The organism is Candidatus Nealsonbacteria bacterium, from assembly GCA_026396195.1.
In the GTDB taxonomy this organism is placed as follows: Bacteria; Patescibacteriota; Minisyncoccia; order Minisyncoccales; family JAGGXC01; genus JAPLXH01.
The window spans coordinates 1-16,819 of the sequence record JAPLXH010000003.1 but is presented as its reverse complement, the minus strand read 5'-3'; the positions used below and the strand labels follow the sequence as shown (position 1 = coordinate 16,819).

Annotated in this window: 20 protein-coding genes and 3 tRNA genes; all 23 read right to left on the bottom strand. The window is 34.8% G+C overall.

Annotated features, from left to right (window positions below):
- Positions 1–307: 307 nt before the first annotated feature.
- Positions 308–1,237, bottom strand: coding sequence for a peptidoglycan-binding protein (locus NTU58_00675; protein MCX6764211.1), 930 nt, complete (start codon positions 1,235–1,237; stop codon positions 308–310).
- Between the two features lie 309 nt (positions 1,238–1,546).
- Entirely contained in the window at positions 1,547–2,893 is a 1,347-nt protein-coding gene (locus NTU58_00670; GenBank protein MCX6764210.1) for a HAMP domain-containing sensor histidine kinase, read from the bottom strand.
- A gap of 7 nt (positions 2,894–2,900) precedes the next feature.
- Positions 2,901–4,355, bottom strand: coding sequence for an Ig-like domain-containing protein (locus NTU58_00665; protein ID MCX6764209.1), 1,455 nt, complete (start codon positions 4,353–4,355; stop codon positions 2,901–2,903).
- Between the two features lie 172 nt (positions 4,356–4,527).
- Positions 4,528–4,935, bottom strand: a complete 408-nt coding sequence (locus NTU58_00660; protein ID MCX6764208.1) for a hypothetical protein — start codon at positions 4,933–4,935, stop codon at positions 4,528–4,530.
- A 101-nt stretch (positions 4,936–5,036) separates the two neighbouring features.
- On the bottom strand, positions 5,037–5,726 hold the full coding sequence (locus tag NTU58_00655; GenBank protein ID MCX6764207.1) for a hypothetical protein: 690 nt from the start codon (positions 5,724–5,726) through the stop codon (positions 5,037–5,039).
- Positions 5,727–5,773: 47 nt separating this feature from the next.
- Complete coding sequence (locus tag NTU58_00650) at positions 5,774–6,211, bottom strand: EamA family transporter (GenBank protein MCX6764206.1); 438 nt, start codon at positions 6,209–6,211, stop codon at positions 5,774–5,776.
- Positions 6,212–6,295: 84 nt separating this feature from the next.
- Entirely contained in the window at positions 6,296–6,661 is a 366-nt protein-coding gene (locus tag NTU58_00645; GenBank protein MCX6764205.1) for a hypothetical protein, read from the bottom strand.
- Positions 6,662–7,094: 433 nt separating this feature from the next.
- Positions 7,095–7,529 (bottom strand): winged helix-turn-helix transcriptional regulator, encoded by a 435-nt coding sequence (locus tag NTU58_00640; protein ID MCX6764204.1) that lies wholly within the window; start codon positions 7,527–7,529, stop codon positions 7,095–7,097.
- 155 nt (positions 7,530–7,684) lie between these two features.
- Positions 7,685–8,152: a hypothetical protein gene (locus NTU58_00635; GenBank protein ID MCX6764203.1), complete on the bottom strand. Its 468-nt coding sequence runs from the start codon at positions 8,150–8,152 to the stop codon at positions 7,685–7,687.
- A gap of 41 nt (positions 8,153–8,193) precedes the next feature.
- Positions 8,194–8,850: a hypothetical protein gene (locus NTU58_00630; protein MCX6764202.1), complete on the bottom strand. Its 657-nt coding sequence runs from the start codon at positions 8,848–8,850 to the stop codon at positions 8,194–8,196.
- Positions 8,851–9,208: 358 nt separating this feature from the next.
- Positions 9,209–9,514, bottom strand: coding sequence for a hypothetical protein (locus NTU58_00625; GenBank protein MCX6764201.1), 306 nt, complete (start codon positions 9,512–9,514; stop codon positions 9,209–9,211).
- A gap of 195 nt (positions 9,515–9,709) precedes the next feature.
- Entirely contained in the window at positions 9,710–9,943 is a 234-nt protein-coding gene (locus NTU58_00620; GenBank protein MCX6764200.1) for a hypothetical protein, read from the bottom strand.
- A gap of 452 nt (positions 9,944–10,395) precedes the next feature.
- Complete coding sequence (locus NTU58_00615) at positions 10,396–10,695, bottom strand: hypothetical protein (GenBank protein ID MCX6764199.1); 300 nt, start codon at positions 10,693–10,695, stop codon at positions 10,396–10,398.
- Positions 10,696–10,875: 180 nt separating this feature from the next.
- A tRNA-Asp gene (locus tag NTU58_00610) sits at positions 10,876–10,949 on the bottom strand.
- 12 nt (positions 10,950–10,961) lie between these two features.
- Positions 10,962–11,033 (bottom strand) — tRNA-Met (locus tag NTU58_00605).
- A 220-nt stretch (positions 11,034–11,253) separates the two neighbouring features.
- A tRNA-Met gene (locus NTU58_00600) sits at positions 11,254–11,324 on the bottom strand.
- Positions 11,315–11,557 (bottom strand): GIY-YIG nuclease family protein, encoded by a 243-nt coding sequence (locus NTU58_00595; protein MCX6764198.1) that lies wholly within the window; start codon positions 11,555–11,557, stop codon positions 11,315–11,317. The genes NTU58_00600 and NTU58_00595 overlap by 10 nt, the downstream gene beginning before the upstream one ends.
- A gap of 104 nt (positions 11,558–11,661) precedes the next feature.
- Positions 11,662–12,213 carry a hypothetical protein gene (locus NTU58_00590; protein MCX6764197.1) on the bottom strand — a complete coding sequence of 184 codons (552 nt, stop codon included), beginning with the start codon at positions 12,211–12,213 and terminating at the stop codon, positions 11,662–11,664.
- Between the two features lie 4 nt (positions 12,214–12,217).
- Positions 12,218–13,639: an Asp-tRNA(Asn)/Glu-tRNA(Gln) amidotransferase subunit GatA gene (gene gatA, locus NTU58_00585; protein MCX6764196.1), complete on the bottom strand. Its 1,422-nt coding sequence runs from the start codon at positions 13,637–13,639 to the stop codon at positions 12,218–12,220.
- Between the two features lie 5 nt (positions 13,640–13,644).
- Entirely contained in the window at positions 13,645–13,947 is a 303-nt protein-coding gene (gene gatC, locus NTU58_00580; GenBank protein MCX6764195.1) for an Asp-tRNA(Asn)/Glu-tRNA(Gln) amidotransferase subunit GatC, read from the bottom strand.
- A 5-nt stretch (positions 13,948–13,952) separates the two neighbouring features.
- The gene (locus NTU58_00575) at positions 13,953–15,008 is read right to left on the bottom strand and encodes a rod shape-determining protein (protein ID MCX6764194.1); all 1,056 of its coding nucleotides are present in this window, start codon (positions 15,006–15,008) and stop codon (positions 13,953–13,955) included.
- A gap of 1 nt (position 15,009) precedes the next feature.
- Positions 15,010–16,254 (bottom strand): His/Gly/Thr/Pro-type tRNA ligase C-terminal domain-containing protein, encoded by a 1,245-nt coding sequence (locus NTU58_00570; protein ID MCX6764193.1) that lies wholly within the window; start codon positions 16,252–16,254, stop codon positions 15,010–15,012.
- Positions 16,255–16,258: 4 nt separating this feature from the next.
- A partial coding sequence (locus NTU58_00565) for an acetyl-coenzyme A synthetase (GenBank protein MCX6764192.1) occupies positions 16,259–16,819 on the bottom strand: 561 nt, incomplete at its 5' end.

Genomic DNA, 16,819 nt, shown 5'->3' with positions numbered 1-16,819 from the left:
GGCCTGTCTTTGTTTATAGAAACAAAAAAACAATCTTCTAAAAAGACTTGTTGTTTAAAATTTTGTTACAAATTTTATTTATGCTTTCTTTTTTTTGCCCTGGCTTCAAGCATAAGCCGCTTTATTTCTAATCGCTTTTTGGTTTTATGGGAATGTGATTTTATATACTTATATTTACCCACTCCCTTAGGTCTTTGTGTCATATATTATATCCTACCGTGTCTGTCCGTAGCTAGCAAGCGAAGGAGGACCAAAAAACCGCCTTAATGGCGATTTTTATTATTAACCAAATAAATATCAAACATTATTAAGGCTTTACCAAAGCACCGGCATAGATATCACCCCTGAAGATTATAGCGGTTTCAGAGTAATCTCCGTCATCATAGTTAATACTCCAATTAATAGCTGCTCCATCATCATCTAACCAAACCTGAATAGAATCTCCTTTGGTAGTATATGCTGAAGTATCACCATAAATATATAATTTTCTGATTTCTCCGGCTGGAACGACAAAGTCTTTATTGGTGAAGTCAATCACAATATTAGTAGTAGGAGCTAGGGCAGGGTCATCCAAAGTGTTACCGTCCTGATCTTTTACTACTAAATCAATTTGAGCATGAGTACTAGCAACCTGAAGAACTAAAACGTCGTCTTCATCACCACCGGCTGGATCGGCGGCTCCATCAAAGGTCATATCTTTATTGCCCATGGCTTTAACATCAAAAATAGCTAATAAGGCGTTAGCGCTCGGGATTAAAGTCCCCGTAGGAGACATAGGGTCAATAATGAATTTAGGAGAATAGCTCTCGTATAATTTCATAGTAGGAGTAATGGGAATAGCCGGTGTTGCGAGTGTAGTGGGAGTAGCTTGTGTTATAGGTGTCGCAGGAATAGCGGGAGTAGCTTGTGTTGCAGGAGTAGCGGTAACTGCTGGCGTGCCTTGGGCGGATGAACTAACAGAGGCTAAAATTAAATCGTTGATTTTTGCTCTAGTGGCTTCTCCAACATACCCGGTGCCTCCGGTTAATCCTAAGGGAATTAATATGTCTTCGGCGTTTTTTTCTTGGAACCTTTTTACTGCCACTTCTGTTAAAGAACCGAAATAACCAGTTACTAGTCCTTCTGGGTAAATCTCAGGATATTTGCTCAAAAACTCCTGAAGATATTTTACTTCTTCATTTTTTGCTCCTTTAGATAAATTTTTGGTAATTTTAATTACTTCTTCAAATTCCCCCACTTGTCCCTTTAATTCTGCAAGTTCCCTTTCTAGCTCTAAAACCCTTGTCTTTAGCTCTTGAATTTTCCGTTGTAATGATTGGGTTAATGCTTGTTGATCTGTTGGCTGGGTAATAACCTGAGCGGCGGTAAAATTAAAAGTTAATAAAAAAGAAAAACCAATTAAAAATATTAAAAATTTTATTTTTATAAATTTTTATTTAATTTTTATTATTACCTTTATTTTTATTCTACCAAAAAAATCGGACAATAAAAGACTTGATAATCGAGGCAGTTCGTCCTTTATATAAAATAATAATAAGTTAATGTCCTATTTCTTAACAATTGGAAGATGTACGGTAAAATGAGACCCGACTCCTTCTATGCTCTCAAGGGTAATCTTTCCTTGCATTCTTTTTATAATTTCAAAAGTTATCCAAAGACCTAGTCCTGTCCCAATAATATCCATGGTATATTTATTTTTAATTCGATAAAATTTTTGAAATATATTAGATTGATCTTCTGAAGAAATTCCGATTCCAGTATCTGCAACGGTTATTAAAAAACTTCCCTTTTTTAATGCCGTATTAACCTCTATAGATCCTTTCTCTGTATATTTAATAGCGTTACTAATAAGGTTAATCAAAACCTGTTTTAATCTTTCTTTATCAGCTTTAATTTGAACGACTGATTCAAAAGGCTTAAAATTTAATTTAAGATTTTTTTGGGTGGCCTGAAAACGCATCTCATCAATAGACTGAGAGATTATAGCGTCGGGATTAAAAGCAGTTATTTCTATTGGTAATCGATTGCCTTCAATCCGCGAAACCTCAAGAATATCCTCAACAAGATTATCAAGCCTATCTACTGATAGTAGAATATTTGTAATATAATGGTCACTATCTTTATCTAACTTAAGATCTTTTTTGCTTTTTATTAAATCTAAATAACCTTTGATGGCTGTAAGGGGAGAACGAAGTTCATGGCTTGCCATTGAAATAAACATATCTTTCATTTTATCTATCTCTTTTAGTTTAGTAACAGTAGAAACATAACCCAAAAGCCTTGCTTGATTGGCCACAAAAAGAACTACCACCAAAATTGTAAGAATTAAAATCCAATATGAATTAGAAATAGTTTTATTAATTAGGGCGTCTGAATCCTCGAGAGAAAAAGACATCTCAATCAATCCTATTTTATTATTTGAATTATCGGAAAGCGATTTCGTTACCTTCCAAAATCTTCCTCTCTCGTTTCTGTCAAGAAAAGCTATTCCCTCGGGTTGATTCCAGGCGAGGATATTTTGTATCTCTTCGTCTTTTTTTTGACCAATAAGATTAGAATCACTGGAAACAATAATCTCAAATCCTCCTCGCTCGTCCTGTGATTTTAAAATTGATAATAAGATAATCTCTTTGTTTTCTTGGACTATTCGGTCCGCGGAAGACTGAAGGGCTGCTGTATTTTCCAACTGACCTTGAATCAAATTGTTTATAATATTTTCCACCAATATCGCTTTTCTCTGAGTAATTTGGTCTATGTTTTTTTCATAGTTTGAATTAATTAAATAGTTGTTCACAAAAAAAGCTGCCGGAATCAAAATAATAAGAAAAAGAGAATAAACAATGTTTAAGTTCTCTTTTGTGAACAAAATTGCTTTCAAAAAAATATTGTTCATAGAAAAATCATTTATTTATATCACCTCCGGTTTCTTTACTGGTTCCTTTCTTTATCAAGCCGATGGCTGCAAGAGCAAGAATTAATCCGCCAAATCCAACAACAATAAAAATTAAATAATCTTTTTTTAACGAAGCTTCTGTTGGGGAAATCATCTTATTTTGATCAATGCTTTCTTCCGAAGGAATTATCAGAGCAGCCTGAGCAGTTTTTATGAATCTAATCGGTTCGCTTTTGGCTGTTATTTTTCCAGTGTTATCAGTTACAGCAACATAAACTTCGTGTTTACCATTTTCCAATGGTTTATCAAGAATATATGACCAATTTCCGTCAGAATCAGTTTTTATGGTTAAAATAATCGGATCGCTATAGATAAAAATGGTTATATAAATATCGGGCAAGGCTTTACCGCTTATTTTCAAACCAGTAGTTCCCTCTTCCAATTGAACCATTTCAACATTATTAACTTGATATATTTCTTTTTTAATTTCACCGCTCTCTTGAGGGCTTTCAAAAACCATCGCATCGCTTACGGTTGCCGACTCAGCCAACAAAGGATTACGACGATTTTGTATTTCATCCGCATCAACACGCCCATCATTATCTGAATCAGGAATCTTAGGATCTGTACCAAAACGATATTCTTCATTATTATTTAAGCCATCTTTATCTGGATCGGCCTTGCCGGCACAGGTATTTAAATCTAAACAATTATCTGAACCAAAATAATAATTTTGCCATTCATTGCTTGTTCTATCGTTTAAATTATTTTGAATAACGTTTTCTATTTTTGAAGAAAGCATTGATTTTGGCGCCGGCGCCGGAGAATCAATAGAACGGATAGCCTTAGGGCTCAGAGAACTGCTATTACAAATTCTGTTTAAAACCGGAGTAGTAATTTCGTAACAATTAGAGGGTGATTTGGAAATAATCATTCGGGTTTGTTTATTTAATACGCAATTGCTCCATACGCTATATTCATAAATACATGCTGTAGCGCTGGCTTTATTACTAGAATTGATTCCACTTTCAACGACGTTATCGGTAGCTGCACTATTCGTGGAAATGGGCGTTGGAATAATATAAACACATGTCTGTGTTAAAACCGGAGATTCGATTTCGTGACAGCCCACTGGAGTTTTCGATAAAATAGTTCGTGTTTTTATTCCCAAAGAACTACAAACGCTCCATTCACTATAATTGTAAATACAAGAAGTTTGCGAAGCACCAGAGGTATCATTACAGGCTTGTTGGATTATCGGAGCTGTGGCCGAAAAACAACCGAGAGGTACTGAGGTATAAGTACGGGTTTGGATGCCAGCAATACAAAGACCCCACTCTCCATAAGTATAGGAACAAGGAGTAACTACATTTTGCGCAAAAATATTTGAAAATATAAAAATAGCAAATATGAATAATAAAATAAATATCGATAAAAATGCGCGAATAGGACTTTTTTTCATTTTATTAGTAATAAAAATTTAAATTATATTATTTTAACATATTGATAATTTTACACCATTCACTTCTACTAAAAAACCGCCATATTAAACAGCTTTAATAAAAAAAGAACCCTTTAATAGCGTTTTAGGGTTCAAAAAGTGCTGGTTAAGATTTATGGTATATTATCTAAAATTATCTTGTATCAATAAAATGCCATTTTTCTCTTTCTTCTAATACTTCGTGCTGGCAATTACCGCATTTCCCTTTTGCAACGATGACAGCATAACTACCGTAATCTTCTAATTTTCTATCTATAATCATTTTATTCCCGCACTTCGGACAAATACTCTCTTCTTTGCCCTGGTAACGCTGTAACGCTTCTATATCACTACAACTATTAAACAAATCCAAGTAACTTATAAGCTGTAATATTATTGCTACTCCTATTAAGAATCCACCTATTATCATGTATATTTTCGCTTCTTCAGCATATCCAGGAACTTTTTCCTTATATTCCGAAGGGAGAGTAGTCATTTCTAAAATACCAAAAATTAAAATTATACAACCTATTAAACCTATCGCAATCGTAGTGCTAGACATTATCTTTACCTCCTATCAATTTTTAATCTTCTGATTTTACCCTAAATCTAAGATGGCAATTTGTCAAATCAAAACTCCCCCTATTACAAGGAGACAAACTACTAAAATAAATTATTTAGTAATTTAGATAGATATTTTTTGAATTTTAATTGTTCAGTAATACTATTGTAAGTTTCTAAGGCGATAACATCTCCAAACACAAAAGCTGGCAATGTTTTTAAATAATTAAAATCTTTTAAATTTCTAATTGTATGTAAATCCTTATTTTCTTTAGGAGAATATCCATTTAAATGATTGCAATCAAAATAATGTTCTGTTTTTCTTCTTTTTAAAATGTAATCAAATTCTTTAGACCATTTGGTAGCCTCTATCTTAAAATGAACTAAGTCAATACAAAAACCGCCTAGCCTTCCTACCTTAATATAGGAAGAAACAAAATTATCCTTATTCATTTCCAAATATAAATTCTTATAAAACCCTTTCCATTCTTCTAAAAATTTAAAGCTGCTTTCGTGAATAGTAAAATAAGAAGAACCAAAATTTTTGGAAAGAAAAATGAGCTCTTCTTTTTTCATATCATTCCTAATATGAACCAAAGGAATCTCTTTAATTTTAGAATTTAAAAGAATTTGATAAATTTTCTTTCTTTGGGTTTCCCGAAATTGTTCTAAAAATAAAGACACTTTAGTGATCTTGAATTTATCAATTTCCTTCAATTTACTTCTCCAATGATTTTCTCGGTAACCAGTTACTCCGACCAATATTCTTTTTGAAAAATCTTTTTTTGACATATTATTAATTATAACAAAAAACCACCCTCTGATGGTTGTTTTTATTGCTATCTGTGTAGCATTAAAACTAAAATTCCACCAATAACAAGTATTAAACCAATAATCATCTTAATTGTTAAAGCCTCTCTTAAAAAAATAAGTGCTAATACGGTTGCCACCGCAAGAGCACCTGCTAGAGAGAAAACATTAACAATAGCTACCTTTCCTTCCGGCATACTCATGGCGTAATTTGCTAAAATCGTGCCCGTTACCATTATTATACCGAAAATTGCCATCATAAAATAACTTTTCGGATTTGCTAAAATTGTTTCTTTTGTAGGCAAAGCCTTTTGCCACCAAGCAAATAATAAAGTAGCAATAACTGAAAAAATAGCACCGAAAGTCGTAGCTGTTACGGGATGAATATTTTTTAAAGCAATTCTGGCAAGAAGTTGACCTATACCGTAGCAAAATGCAGACAAAGTTGCATAAAAAATATAGTTCATGTTCTTTTATTCTACCAAAAAACCGCCTACTTGGCGATAAACAAAAACTGCCTAATAATAGACAGTTCCTGTGTTCTCCTTTTTCTAAACCACAAATTTATCTTGGGCTAGAAAAAAAATAGGAAGAAGGTTAGATTCTGCTATTTTTTTGCGTGCTTCTTTTATTTTTTTATTAAGGTCGTCTATAGAATTAACTTTTAAATATTTTCTGCCCCAATCAATAATCTCTGGATGTTTTCTAACTATTTTTTCAAAAGAATTATTCAAAGCATATAAGCCTAATTGCTGCTTTTGAGCCACTTCTAATTCTTTCGCGTTAAGACTGCTAAAAAGACCTGAAACACCACAGCAACACCTCTTTCCTTTAACAAGCCCGAGTTTTGATAACTCACAAAGTAAATTTCTGATATACTGTTTAGAAAATTTTATTATGTTTTGAATCTCATTCACCGTCGCTTCCCTCTCTATAATTTCCAGAGCTGCTAAAACTTCTATATGACCTCTATATAAACAATTATTCTTTTTTTTAATCTACATCACCAAACTATCTACCATATATGATAAACAATTTGGTGAAGTAGATTCCTCTTCCCTATAAATTTTAATTAAAGAACTATTTTATTCTAACTTTTATATTATATAGCAATAATTTAATTTTGTCAACAGATAATACAAAACCCGAGTTAAATCTCGGGTAAAACTTTGCGGGGACTCGTAGACGTAGCGTAGTCCTGAGTATTCCCGAAGGACCTGTCCTGAGCATGTCGAAGGATTAGAACCAGGATTATGTGGGGAATGAGGGGGTTTTATGATAAATTTAGCGGGATTTAAATAAAAAAAGGCTGAAGTTTTTCTTCAGCATAGATTAGATTGAAATTATTTTTTAGCCTAGACCGCTAACGGTTAATGGATATTGCTTTTTGCAACTTATACATTCAAGAGATGAATTACCTGTATTAATATTTTCTACAACGCAGAATATTTTTTTGTGGCATTCAGAACAAATTTTTTCTATTCTTTCGTTTATTTCTTTTGTTTCGCCTTTTTCTTCCAATGCTTTTTCTAAAATTACTATAACATCTATTAATCCTATATTTTTTGTTCCTTTAGTCGTAAGAAAATATTTTACTTTTTCGTCTACTGGATCAAGATTTTTTCTTATAAAACCATGATTTTTCATCTCTTTTAGTCTTCTAGAAATAGTTGCTGTAGTTAAACCCGTTTCATCCATAATCTCAGTAAAGGTTTTCTGTTTTCCTAAACTTAAAATAACTTCATAAAAACCACTCTTTCTTAAGATGTTTTCTTTTTTATTCATTTCTAAAACCTCTTTTATATTTTACATAAAATAAATATTTTGTCAACACAAAACCCGAGTTAAATCTCGGGTAAAAACTTTGCGGGGACTCGTAGACGACGTTAGAACTAGGGTTAGGGGGAATAATGGAGTTTTTATGGCGGATTTGGGTTATCTTACCAAAGACAGCAGTTAATATTACTCAAAATTGTAGTAGAAGCCCAATTCAAAGTTTTTACCCCCTTTTGATTTGCCAACACGCTACCTACTTGAGTAGTTGTGTGCTCTAAAATTCCGTAAGCACAATACCATTGACTCACTTCTAGAACATCACAAGGCACATTGTTATTTACCCATGAATACTCATTGCCTGTTGTCGGATCTCTAGGAATTGGATTTAAAAAAGTCCCAATGCCACTAGGTATAATCGCTGATTGAAGGTATTTACTATTATTTGCCTCGTAATACATTTCCATAGCTAAACCAATCTGTCTGATATCTGATTGTCTACGAGCGTCTGTAGGTCGCCCACCGCCTCCTACTTCACCCGTTAAAACCATAAACCAAAAAAAGAGATTAAAAATAATAAGAACTATTGAAATAATTAAAATAATTGTATATTTGGATATTTTCTTATTAAGCATATTTAATTAAAAAAATTAATTATTGTTTTTTTATAAATTTATTAATTATCTAATATGCCTCCCCATTCAACAACGGTGAACCCTTCTCTTTTGGGGGTATTAATGTCTGGCTCTGTAATATCAATCTTTTTATTAAGTGGTCTAAAATTAAACATTAATCTTATTACTGTATCGGGCTTAGGAGATATGCCCAAGGCCATATTTTCATTCAAGAAATTTTCTTCAAGCAATTTTATCTCATAGTAATTTGCCTCAGGCAAACTTTCAATCCAATATTCTATAAATTGTTTTTTTTCTTTTTCGTTTAGTCCTAATTTCATTAGATTAATATCAAACCATTGATTTAAATCTTTATATTTAACCACCCAACCAGATTTCGGTAAATCCACCTTTAGTAGTTTAGTCTCGTAAAATAAATAATCGTATTTTTGATTAATTAAGCCATCTTTCGTCACAAAAACATTCCACCCATTATTATATTTAGGGATGTCTTTAGTTATTAATCCTTTAATTTTCAATTTAACATTTACAAAAGAATCTTCTGTTGGATATAAATAGATAGCGGGTTTTCTTGCGGTACCTAACGATGATATTGTAAATATTGTAAATGCCGTAAACAAAAGTGCAAAAATAAATAAAATTATTATTAATTTATTTTTCTTTGAAACTTTTTTATCTTCTTCTTTTTTTTCTTCCATAATAAATATTATTAAAATTTATATTAACGGCTTTCTTTTATTCTACCACAAAACCCGAGCTAAATCTCGGGTAAAACTTTGGCTTGCCATTCCATAGCTATCCTACGCTATTCCATATAGCTACGGAGTAGCGAAGGATGGCGGGCTTGCCTCGCCGTAGCTGAGACGAAGCTCGCCTAGCGTAGCCATAGCCTAAAGGCGACGGCTCTCCTTCGCCAAGGCTTCGGCGAAGCAAAGGCGGGGGCTCGTAGACAACGTTAGAACCAGGATTAGGGGGAACAATGAGGTTTTTGTTTTAGATTTACCTCTCGTATAATTGGCAAAAAAACAACCAGAAGAAACATATCTCTGGTTAAATTTATTTTGATAGAACTATTGATTCAAGCTTATAAATTATATTTCCATTAAAAACTAAATTAGCATATAATCCTTTTATTATAGCCTCTCTTTTTGCTCCAAATCTTGTTCTAGCAAATACAGAAAATTCTTTTCTATCTCCATTTTCTATCTTTGGATCTAGAGCCTTAAAAACGGGGATCATTTTTCCGTCTTTATGTATATGCATCATTGGCGTTTTTTCAAGCATCTCGCGATAACTTTCGTATCTTTCTTTATTTATGATTAAAAGAACATATGTAGCTATCCATTTCTTCTTTTTCAGCAATTCATCGCCTCCTTCTTATTTTATCTTTTATATTCTAAAATAAAAATATTATTTTGTCAAATAAACTTACATTAATTTAAAAACCGCTATGTTAGGAAGCGGTTTTACTTTGCGGGGACTCGTAGACGACGTTAGAACCAGGGTTAGAGGAAATAATAGGTTTTTTATGATGAATTTGACTCTTAACGAATTATGTTAGAACTTGTTTAATAAATAAAATGCTATTATACCAAAAATAATAGCAAAAATTGCCATTAATTTTTTATAAATTATTGTTGTGGAATTTATTTCAGTTTTGGTTCCCCTTAATTGATTTTCAAGTCTTATAGACCATTCTAAAAAGGGCTTATATGAAAGCGTAAGTGCTCCGAAAATAATTAGAAAAAGTGGCACAAAGAAACTTAGAATTTTAACTATTATAATAGACATAAAAAAATATTATTTATTATTTATAAATATTATACCACAAAACCCGAGCTAAATCTCGGGTAAAAATCGTAGCGGGGACTACGGGACACGTTTAGAACCTTTAAGTGGGTGGATTTAATAAGAAATCAGGAAAAATGGATGGAAAGCATCAGGGTCTGTTTTAGTTAAAAAATGGAAAAAGGAGAGAGGAATGAATCTTTTTACAGAGAGTGAACTTTTTGAATGGTCCACATCATATAGAAAGATTTTTATCCTTACTCTCCTTTAGGAATCGGATCTGTTTTGAGCCGAGGCTCAACAAGATCACGATATAAATGGTACAAAGAGATGAAAAAATATTAGAAGGTAAGAGGGAGGGGTTCTTGTTCTGTCTTTCTGTCTAATCTTTAAGAAAGATCAATTACCCTTTGACGAACCTTGCGGGTTCAACCCTGCTTTCCTTCTATCTTTTTTTACTGCGGTAGACTACTTCTTGCCCGACGAGCATTTTCATCTGCTAAATATTTTTCAGAGAATTCCGTTGCCTGTAGGCTAGCGTTAGCTTCTTGAAAAACATCGTTTCCGAGAAACTTACAATAAGCAAGAAGTTTCTCTTTTGGCATTTTTAGTTTTCCAAGAGCATCGCCGATTCTCTTTTTGATTTCAGGATCACTGAACGAAGAGATACGCATTTCTTTCTTTACCATCTCTTTAACGATCAGGTAAGATATTTCCCCGACTTCTGCCTTATTAATATCTTCTTTTGCTGTCATTTCTTTTCACCTCTTTTTCTATCACCTCTAATCTTATATTAAGATCTCAAGGTGCAATTTGGAAAGTAAAGAATCTTCTTTTTTCTTTCCTTTCCATCTTTATTATACCATTTTTATTACAGTTTTGTCAATAGAGAGACTGACACAAAACCCGAGGTAAATCTCGGGTAATTTTCTTTGCGGGGACGACGAGACTCGAACTCGCAACCTCATCCGTGACAGGGATGCGATCTAACCAATTGATCTACGTCCCCCTTATTCTCCGGTGCCGGTGACAGGGGTCGAACCTGTGACCTAACGCTTATGAAACGTTTGCTCTACCGCTGAGCTACACCGGCAGTTTTATTTAAAAAATATCGACATACCACAATAATATTTTTATCGAAGTGCTTGCACTGAGCGAAGCGGAGTGGAGAAAGTATGCCCTTCGACAAGCTCAGGGCACTTCTTTCCACTTCGCGGAGTCGAAGTGTTGCGGGGGCTCGAATTGCACGAGCGTCTTCCCGATTTATGAATCGGGACGAGATACTACCTTTGTTATAATAAACTCCAATTTTGTTGCGGGGACTGGAGTTGCACCAGTGTCTTGGGCTTATGAGACCCACGAGATACTACTTCTCTACCCCGCTATAATTTTCTCAAGGTATTTTTTATTTTTTAAGCTTTTTAAATACTTTTCGTATTTCATCGCTTCCCCTTTCGTATTAAAAGCCCTCCGCCAAACTATTTTCCATGGCCCTTTTTTCTTTGTAGAAGTAATGCGATTTTTATTGTGACGTTCTATTCTTTCCTGAAGGTTATTTGTTTGGCCTATATATAAATCTCCTTTTTCATTTTTAAGAATATACGCATAGCAATTCATAATTCACCAGTGTCTTCCCGATTTATGAATCGGGACAAGATACTACTTCTCTACCCCGCTATAATACCCATCATAATAACTAAATTTTAAACTAAAATCAATAGTTAAAAAACATCCAAATCCTTAAAAGCTTTCTCGTAAATAGCTAAAACTTTTTTCGTTTCCTCCAAAGTTAATTGATAATTAGGGTCTCGAATAATGCAACTGCGGACATTATGAGCTTTCCAAACATCCTCTAAATTTGAGATAACTTCCGGCGTTGCTATTTTTAAACGATCTCCCAAGCTTTCTCCTTTATATCCAAGCTTTTTCAAAACATCGTCCAGCATTCCATCGGCCTCAATTATGGCCAGCTTATAATTAGATTCGGTCGCCCCTCCTAATCTTTTTAAAATTTTATTCCAATCGCTATCTATTCTTTTCATCCCATAATCTTTCCGAGTAAGTCTGTCCCTTAAGGGCTCCAACCACAACCACTCAAGATAATGGCTCTTTTTAATAAAATAAACAATGCTGATAAAAAAATAAATAAAAGCAAGGATAAAAATAATTTTCAAAACCAAAAAGAAGCCTTGATAGGGAGGATTGGTTAAAAAACCAATCAAGTCGCCGGAACCTGAAAAAAGCTCAGAAATATTTAAAAATTTATCAAACATATGATTATCTTATTTTCTCAAATATTTTACCAATTTTCAAAAGATTTTTTTCCTCAAATGGTTTCCCAATCAAGTGCAGCCCTACTGAAAAGTTTCCAATACTGCCGGCGGGAAGGGAAATTCCCGGCAAGCCCGCCAGATTAACCGCTGTTACAAAGATATCCGAAAGATACATAGAAAGGGGGTCTTTTGTTTTTTCTCCTATTTTAAACGGCAAGGTCGGGGCAGTGGGTGTTAAAATAATTTTAACTTTTTTAAAGGCTTTTTGGAAATCTTCTCTGATTAAAGTTCTCACTTTTTGAGCCCTTAAATAATAAGCGTCATAGTATCCGGAAGACAAAGCAAAAGCGCCCAGCATTATTCTCCGCCTGACTTCTTCGCCAAATCCCTGTTCTCTTGAATTAAAATAAGTTTCCATCAGATCTTTGGCGTCTTTGACGGAAAAGCCGTATTTAATCCCATCATAACGGGCCAGATTACTGGAAGCTTCCGAAGGCATAATAATATAATAAGCTGCTAAAGAATAATCCGTGCAATTGGGCAAAGAAATTTCCTCAATTTTCGCTCCCTGGTTTTCAAATTTTTTTATTGATTCTTTTATAATCTTATCCACCTCCCTATCAACCCCTTTAATAAAATATTCCTTGGGCAGTCCAATGACCAAATCTTTCAATTCCAGGTCTTCGTTTCTTCCTAAAAAATCCACGCTGGTAGAATCCATTTTATCTCTTCCTTTTATTGCGTTAAAAACAGTTTCAACGTCTTCGATATTTTTTGCCAAGGGACCTATTTGATCCAAGGATGAAGCCATGGCAATTAATCCGTACCTGGAAACAGCTCCGTAAGTGGGCTTTAGCCCGACAATGCCGCAAAAGCTGGCTGGCTGGCGAATTGAGCCTCCGGTATCGGAACCAAGAGAAAAAATCGCCAAGTCCCCTGCCACGGCTGCTGCCGAACCGCCCGAAGAGCCGCCCGGCACTCTTTCCAAGTCCAACGGATTTTTTGTTACTCCAAAGGCCGAGTATTCGTTGGAAGAGCCCATGGCAAACTCATCCATATTCGTCTTTCCCAAAATCACGGCTTTTTCTTTTTTTAGTTTTTCAACTACCGTGGCATCGTAAGGGGCAATATAGTTTTCTAAAATTTTGGAACCGGCCGTGCAGCGTAAATCTTTTAACAAAATGTTGTCTTTTACGGCGCAGGGAACTCCGGCCAATAAAGAAATTTCTTCTTTTTTGGCAATCATTTCGTCGACTTCTTTGGCTTGGCTAAGAGCCTGTTCTTTATTGAGAGTTAAATAAGAAAAAATTTCAGGGTCTTTTAATTGAATTTTTTCAAAAAAACCCTGGGCCAGCTCAAATGCTGAAAATTCTTTATTTATCAAACCCTGATGAACTTTTGAAATAGTAAGATTTTTAACCTCCATAAAAATTACCTATTCGAGTTTTTCAAAATTTTCTTAACTTTAACATAAGCTCCCTTCACAAAAGGAGCTAAATCCAGGAGTTTTTTTGCCGTTTTTTCTTCGAGTTCTTTGGGCAAATCTCTTCTTGTTACATTTTCAATGTCAAAAGGATGGCTTGTCGGTTTTACGTCCTTGATATTTACTTCTTTCAGCTTTTCGATGTAATCCAAAATCAAGGAAAGTTCTTTTTGAAATTTTTCCTTTTCTTTTTCAGTAAGGTTTAACCTTGCCAATTTAGCAATATGCTCAACCTCCTTAAGATCAATCATAAAATTTATTTTGGCGGTTCCAAGTATTCGATATCAGTCAAAACTTCTTTTAGTCCGTCCATATTCTCTAGAACCATTCCCGCCCCTCTGACTACGGCCGTCAAGGGGTCGTCAATTATTTTAGTTGCAATTTTTGTTTTTTTGGTAATCAAACTGGATAGCCCCCTCAACAACGACCCGCCGCCGGAAATATAAATTCCTTTTGACATAATATCCGCTAAAAGTTCGGGCGGAGTTTCTTCCACAGTAGTTTTAATAGCATCAACTATTTTGGTGACCGACTTTTCCAAGGCCTGTCTTACGTCCTCGCTGGAAATTGTTACTTCTTCGGGAAGCCCTGTGATTAAATTCCTGCCACGCATCGGCATCTCTTTCATCTCTTTAAAGGGATAAACGGAGCCGATGGTAATCTTAATTTTTTCAGCGGTTCGTTTTCCGATTAAAAGCTTGAAGCGCTCTTGGGCATAATTAATAATATCTTCATCCAGTTTGTCCCCGGCGACTCTTAAGCTTTTACAAACAACAATTCCGCCCAAAGAAATAACCGCGACCTCGGTTGTTCCTCCCCCGATATCAACAATAAAGTTTCCGCCGGCATCCTGAACTTGTAATCGAGCTCCAATGGCCGAGGCCATGGGTTGCTCAATTAAATAAACCTCTCGAGCTCCTGCGTTTTTTACCGCATCCTGAACAGCCCTTCTTTCAACCTCCGTAACTCCACAGGGAATTCCGATAATTACCCTGGGCCTGAAAAAAAATTTTAATTTGCTGTTATTGAAAACTTTTTCAATAAAGTATTTTAGCATCTGCTCGGTAACCTCGAAATCGGAAATTACGCCGTCAACCAGAGGTTTAGTGGCTGTAATATGAGCCGGAGTTCGACCGACCATTTTTTGGGCTTCCTCTCCGATAGCCAAAATTTGGCCGGTTTTTTGGTTAATCGCAACCACCGAAGGTTCGGAAATAACAATCCCCTGGCCTTTAACATAAACCAAGGAATTAACTGTTCCCAAATCAATGGCAATATCTTTTGAAAATTTTGACCAAATTTTTTCTAACATATTAATCTTTCAAAAATTTAACCAAGCTTTTGAGCCCGATTATTTTTCCCTCTTTTTCATCTCTTTTTTTAAGCTCAATCGAATTTTTTTTCAGAGTTCTTTCGCTCACCACTATTCTCAAGGGCCCTCCGATCAAATCGCAATCAGCGAACTTCTCGCCCGGACTCTTCGCCTGCCTGTCATCATATATTACTTCTAGTTTTTCTTTTTGTAAAGTTTCGTATAAACTTTGAACAATTTTTTTAACCTTTGGACTTGATTCAATCGGAATTAAATGAATCTTAAAAGGGGCGATTGATTCCGGCCAAATTATTCCTTTATCATCATGCAAAATCTCAACAACAGCTCCCATTAATCTGGTTAAGCCTATTCCATAACAACCCATTAAGACCAATTTCTTTTTTCCGTCTTTATCGGCAAAACTTAAATCAAAAGGTTCTGTGTATTTTTCTTTTAATTTAAAAATATTTCCCACTTCTATTGATTTTTGTTCTTGCGAAAGATTCTTGGCGCATTTCCAACATTTATCGGTTTTGCCGATTATTTCTTTATTAATCGCGGTTTGGCATTTCGGACAAATAAAAATCGCGTCCTCTCCGGCCGGGGTAATTGTCTGAAATTCGTGGGAAAATTCCGAAAAAGTACCGCCCGAAGCCAAGGTCAAATAAGTTTCCTTGGCGATACCCATTCTTTTAAATATTTTTTCGTAAGCTTTTTTAACCTTCTCGTAATAATCATCTAAATCTTTTTCTGTAGCATGAAAAGAATATAAATCTTTCATTAAAAATTCCCGCGTTCTCAAAATTCCCGATTTTACCCTTAGTTCATTCCTGAATTTATTTTGAATTTGAAAAACCGCAACAGGCAAATCTTTATAAGAAGAAATATAATTTTTCATCAAAGGCACCACCACTTCTTCGTGGGTGGCTCCTAAAGCATATTCCGTATCGCTTTGGCCTTTTAATTTAAACAAAGCGTCAAAATTAGACCATCGGCCGCTTTTTTCCCAGTTAGCTTTGGGGATTAAACCCGGCATTAAAATTCTTTGACCCGAGATCGATTCCATTTCATCGGAAATTATTTTTTCAATTTTGTCTAATACTCTTAAACCTAAAGGCAAAAAAGTATAAACGCCGGCCGTTAATTTATCAACGAAACCGGCTCTAAGCAAGAGCTTGGCGCTTTCGCTCATTTCGTCTTTGGAAATATCCCTGATTGTCTTGGTAAAAAGTTTTGATTGAAGCATATTTCTACTTTTTAATTATTTGCTTGATTTTTTCCACGCTTTCAGGATTGGACAAGGTGGAAAGGTCTCCCAGTTCCTCGCCGATAAAAATTTTCTTTAAAATTCTCCTCATTATTTTTCCCGACCTGGTTTTGGGCAAATCCTCAACTATATAAATTTCTTTTGGCAAAGAAATCGGCCCTATTTCTTTCATGATTTGATTCTTCACGCTGGCTTTGATTTCCTCCAAGGGCTTTTCTTCTTTCAAGGCCACGAATGCCAAAGGAACTTCTCCTTTTATCGCGTCTGGAATTCCAACCACGGCTGACTCCACAACTCCAGGAATCAGGTTAATAGCCGCTTCCAATTCTCCAGTTGTTACTCTGTGTCCTGCTATTTTTATAACGTCATCAACCCGTCCTACGATTCTGAATAATCCCTTTTTATCCTTAAAGGCTGCATCGGAAGTAAAATAAATTTTATTACCGTATTGGCTCCAATAAGTCTCAACGTATTTTTCGTGGTTCTTATAAATTCCGCCATAAAGGCCCGGAGAAAAAGGCGGTAGAATTACCAGATTTCCTTC

Bases quoted from the DNA above. Each gene is read 5' to 3' on its own strand.
- NTU58_00670 (MCX6764210.1), bottom strand. From the start codon at position 2,893: ATGAACAATATTTTTTTGAAAGCAATTTTGTTCACAAAAGAGAACTTA.
- NTU58_00665 (MCX6764209.1), bottom strand. From the start codon at position 4,355: ATGAAAAAAAGTCCTATTCGCGCATTTTTATCGATATTTATTTTATTA.
- NTU58_00660 (MCX6764208.1), bottom strand. From the start codon at position 4,935: ATGTCTAGCACTACGATTGCGATAGGTTTAATAGGTTGTATAATTTTA.
- NTU58_00655 (MCX6764207.1), bottom strand. From the start codon at position 5,726: ATGTCAAAAAAAGATTTTTCAAAAAGAATATTGGTCGGAGTAACTGGT.
- NTU58_00650 (MCX6764206.1), bottom strand. From the start codon at position 6,211: ATGAACTATATTTTTTATGCAACTTTGTCTGCATTTTGCTACGGTATA.
- NTU58_00640 (MCX6764204.1), bottom strand. From the start codon at position 7,529: ATGAATAAAAAAGAAAACATCTTAAGAAAGAGTGGTTTTTATGAAGTT.
- NTU58_00635 (MCX6764203.1), bottom strand. From the start codon at position 8,152: ATGCTTAATAAGAAAATATCCAAATATACAATTATTTTAATTATTTCA.
- NTU58_00630 (MCX6764202.1), bottom strand. From the start codon at position 8,850: ATGGAAGAAAAAAAAGAAGAAGATAAAAAAGTTTCAAAGAAAAATAAA.
- NTU58_00620 (MCX6764200.1), bottom strand. From the start codon at position 9,943: ATGTCTATTATAATAGTTAAAATTCTAAGTTTCTTTGTGCCACTTTTT.
- NTU58_00615 (MCX6764199.1), bottom strand. From the start codon at position 10,695: ATGACAGCAAAAGAAGATATTAATAAGGCAGAAGTCGGGGAAATATCT.
- NTU58_00595 (MCX6764198.1), bottom strand. From the start codon at position 11,557: ATGAATTGCTATGCGTATATTCTTAAAAATGAAAAAGGAGATTTATAT.
- NTU58_00590 (MCX6764197.1), bottom strand. From the start codon at position 12,213: ATGTTTGATAAATTTTTAAATATTTCTGAGCTTTTTTCAGGTTCCGGC.
- gatA (MCX6764196.1), bottom strand. From the start codon at position 13,639: ATGGAGGTTAAAAATCTTACTATTTCAAAAGTTCATCAGGGTTTGATA.
- gatC (MCX6764195.1), bottom strand. From the start codon at position 13,947: ATGATTGATCTTAAGGAGGTTGAGCATATTGCTAAATTGGCAAGGTTA.
- NTU58_00575 (MCX6764194.1), bottom strand. From the start codon at position 15,008: ATGTTAGAAAAAATTTGGTCAAAATTTTCAAAAGATATTGCCATTGAT.
- NTU58_00570 (MCX6764193.1), bottom strand. From the start codon at position 16,254: ATGCTTCAATCAAAACTTTTTACCAAGACAATCAGGGATATTTCCAAA.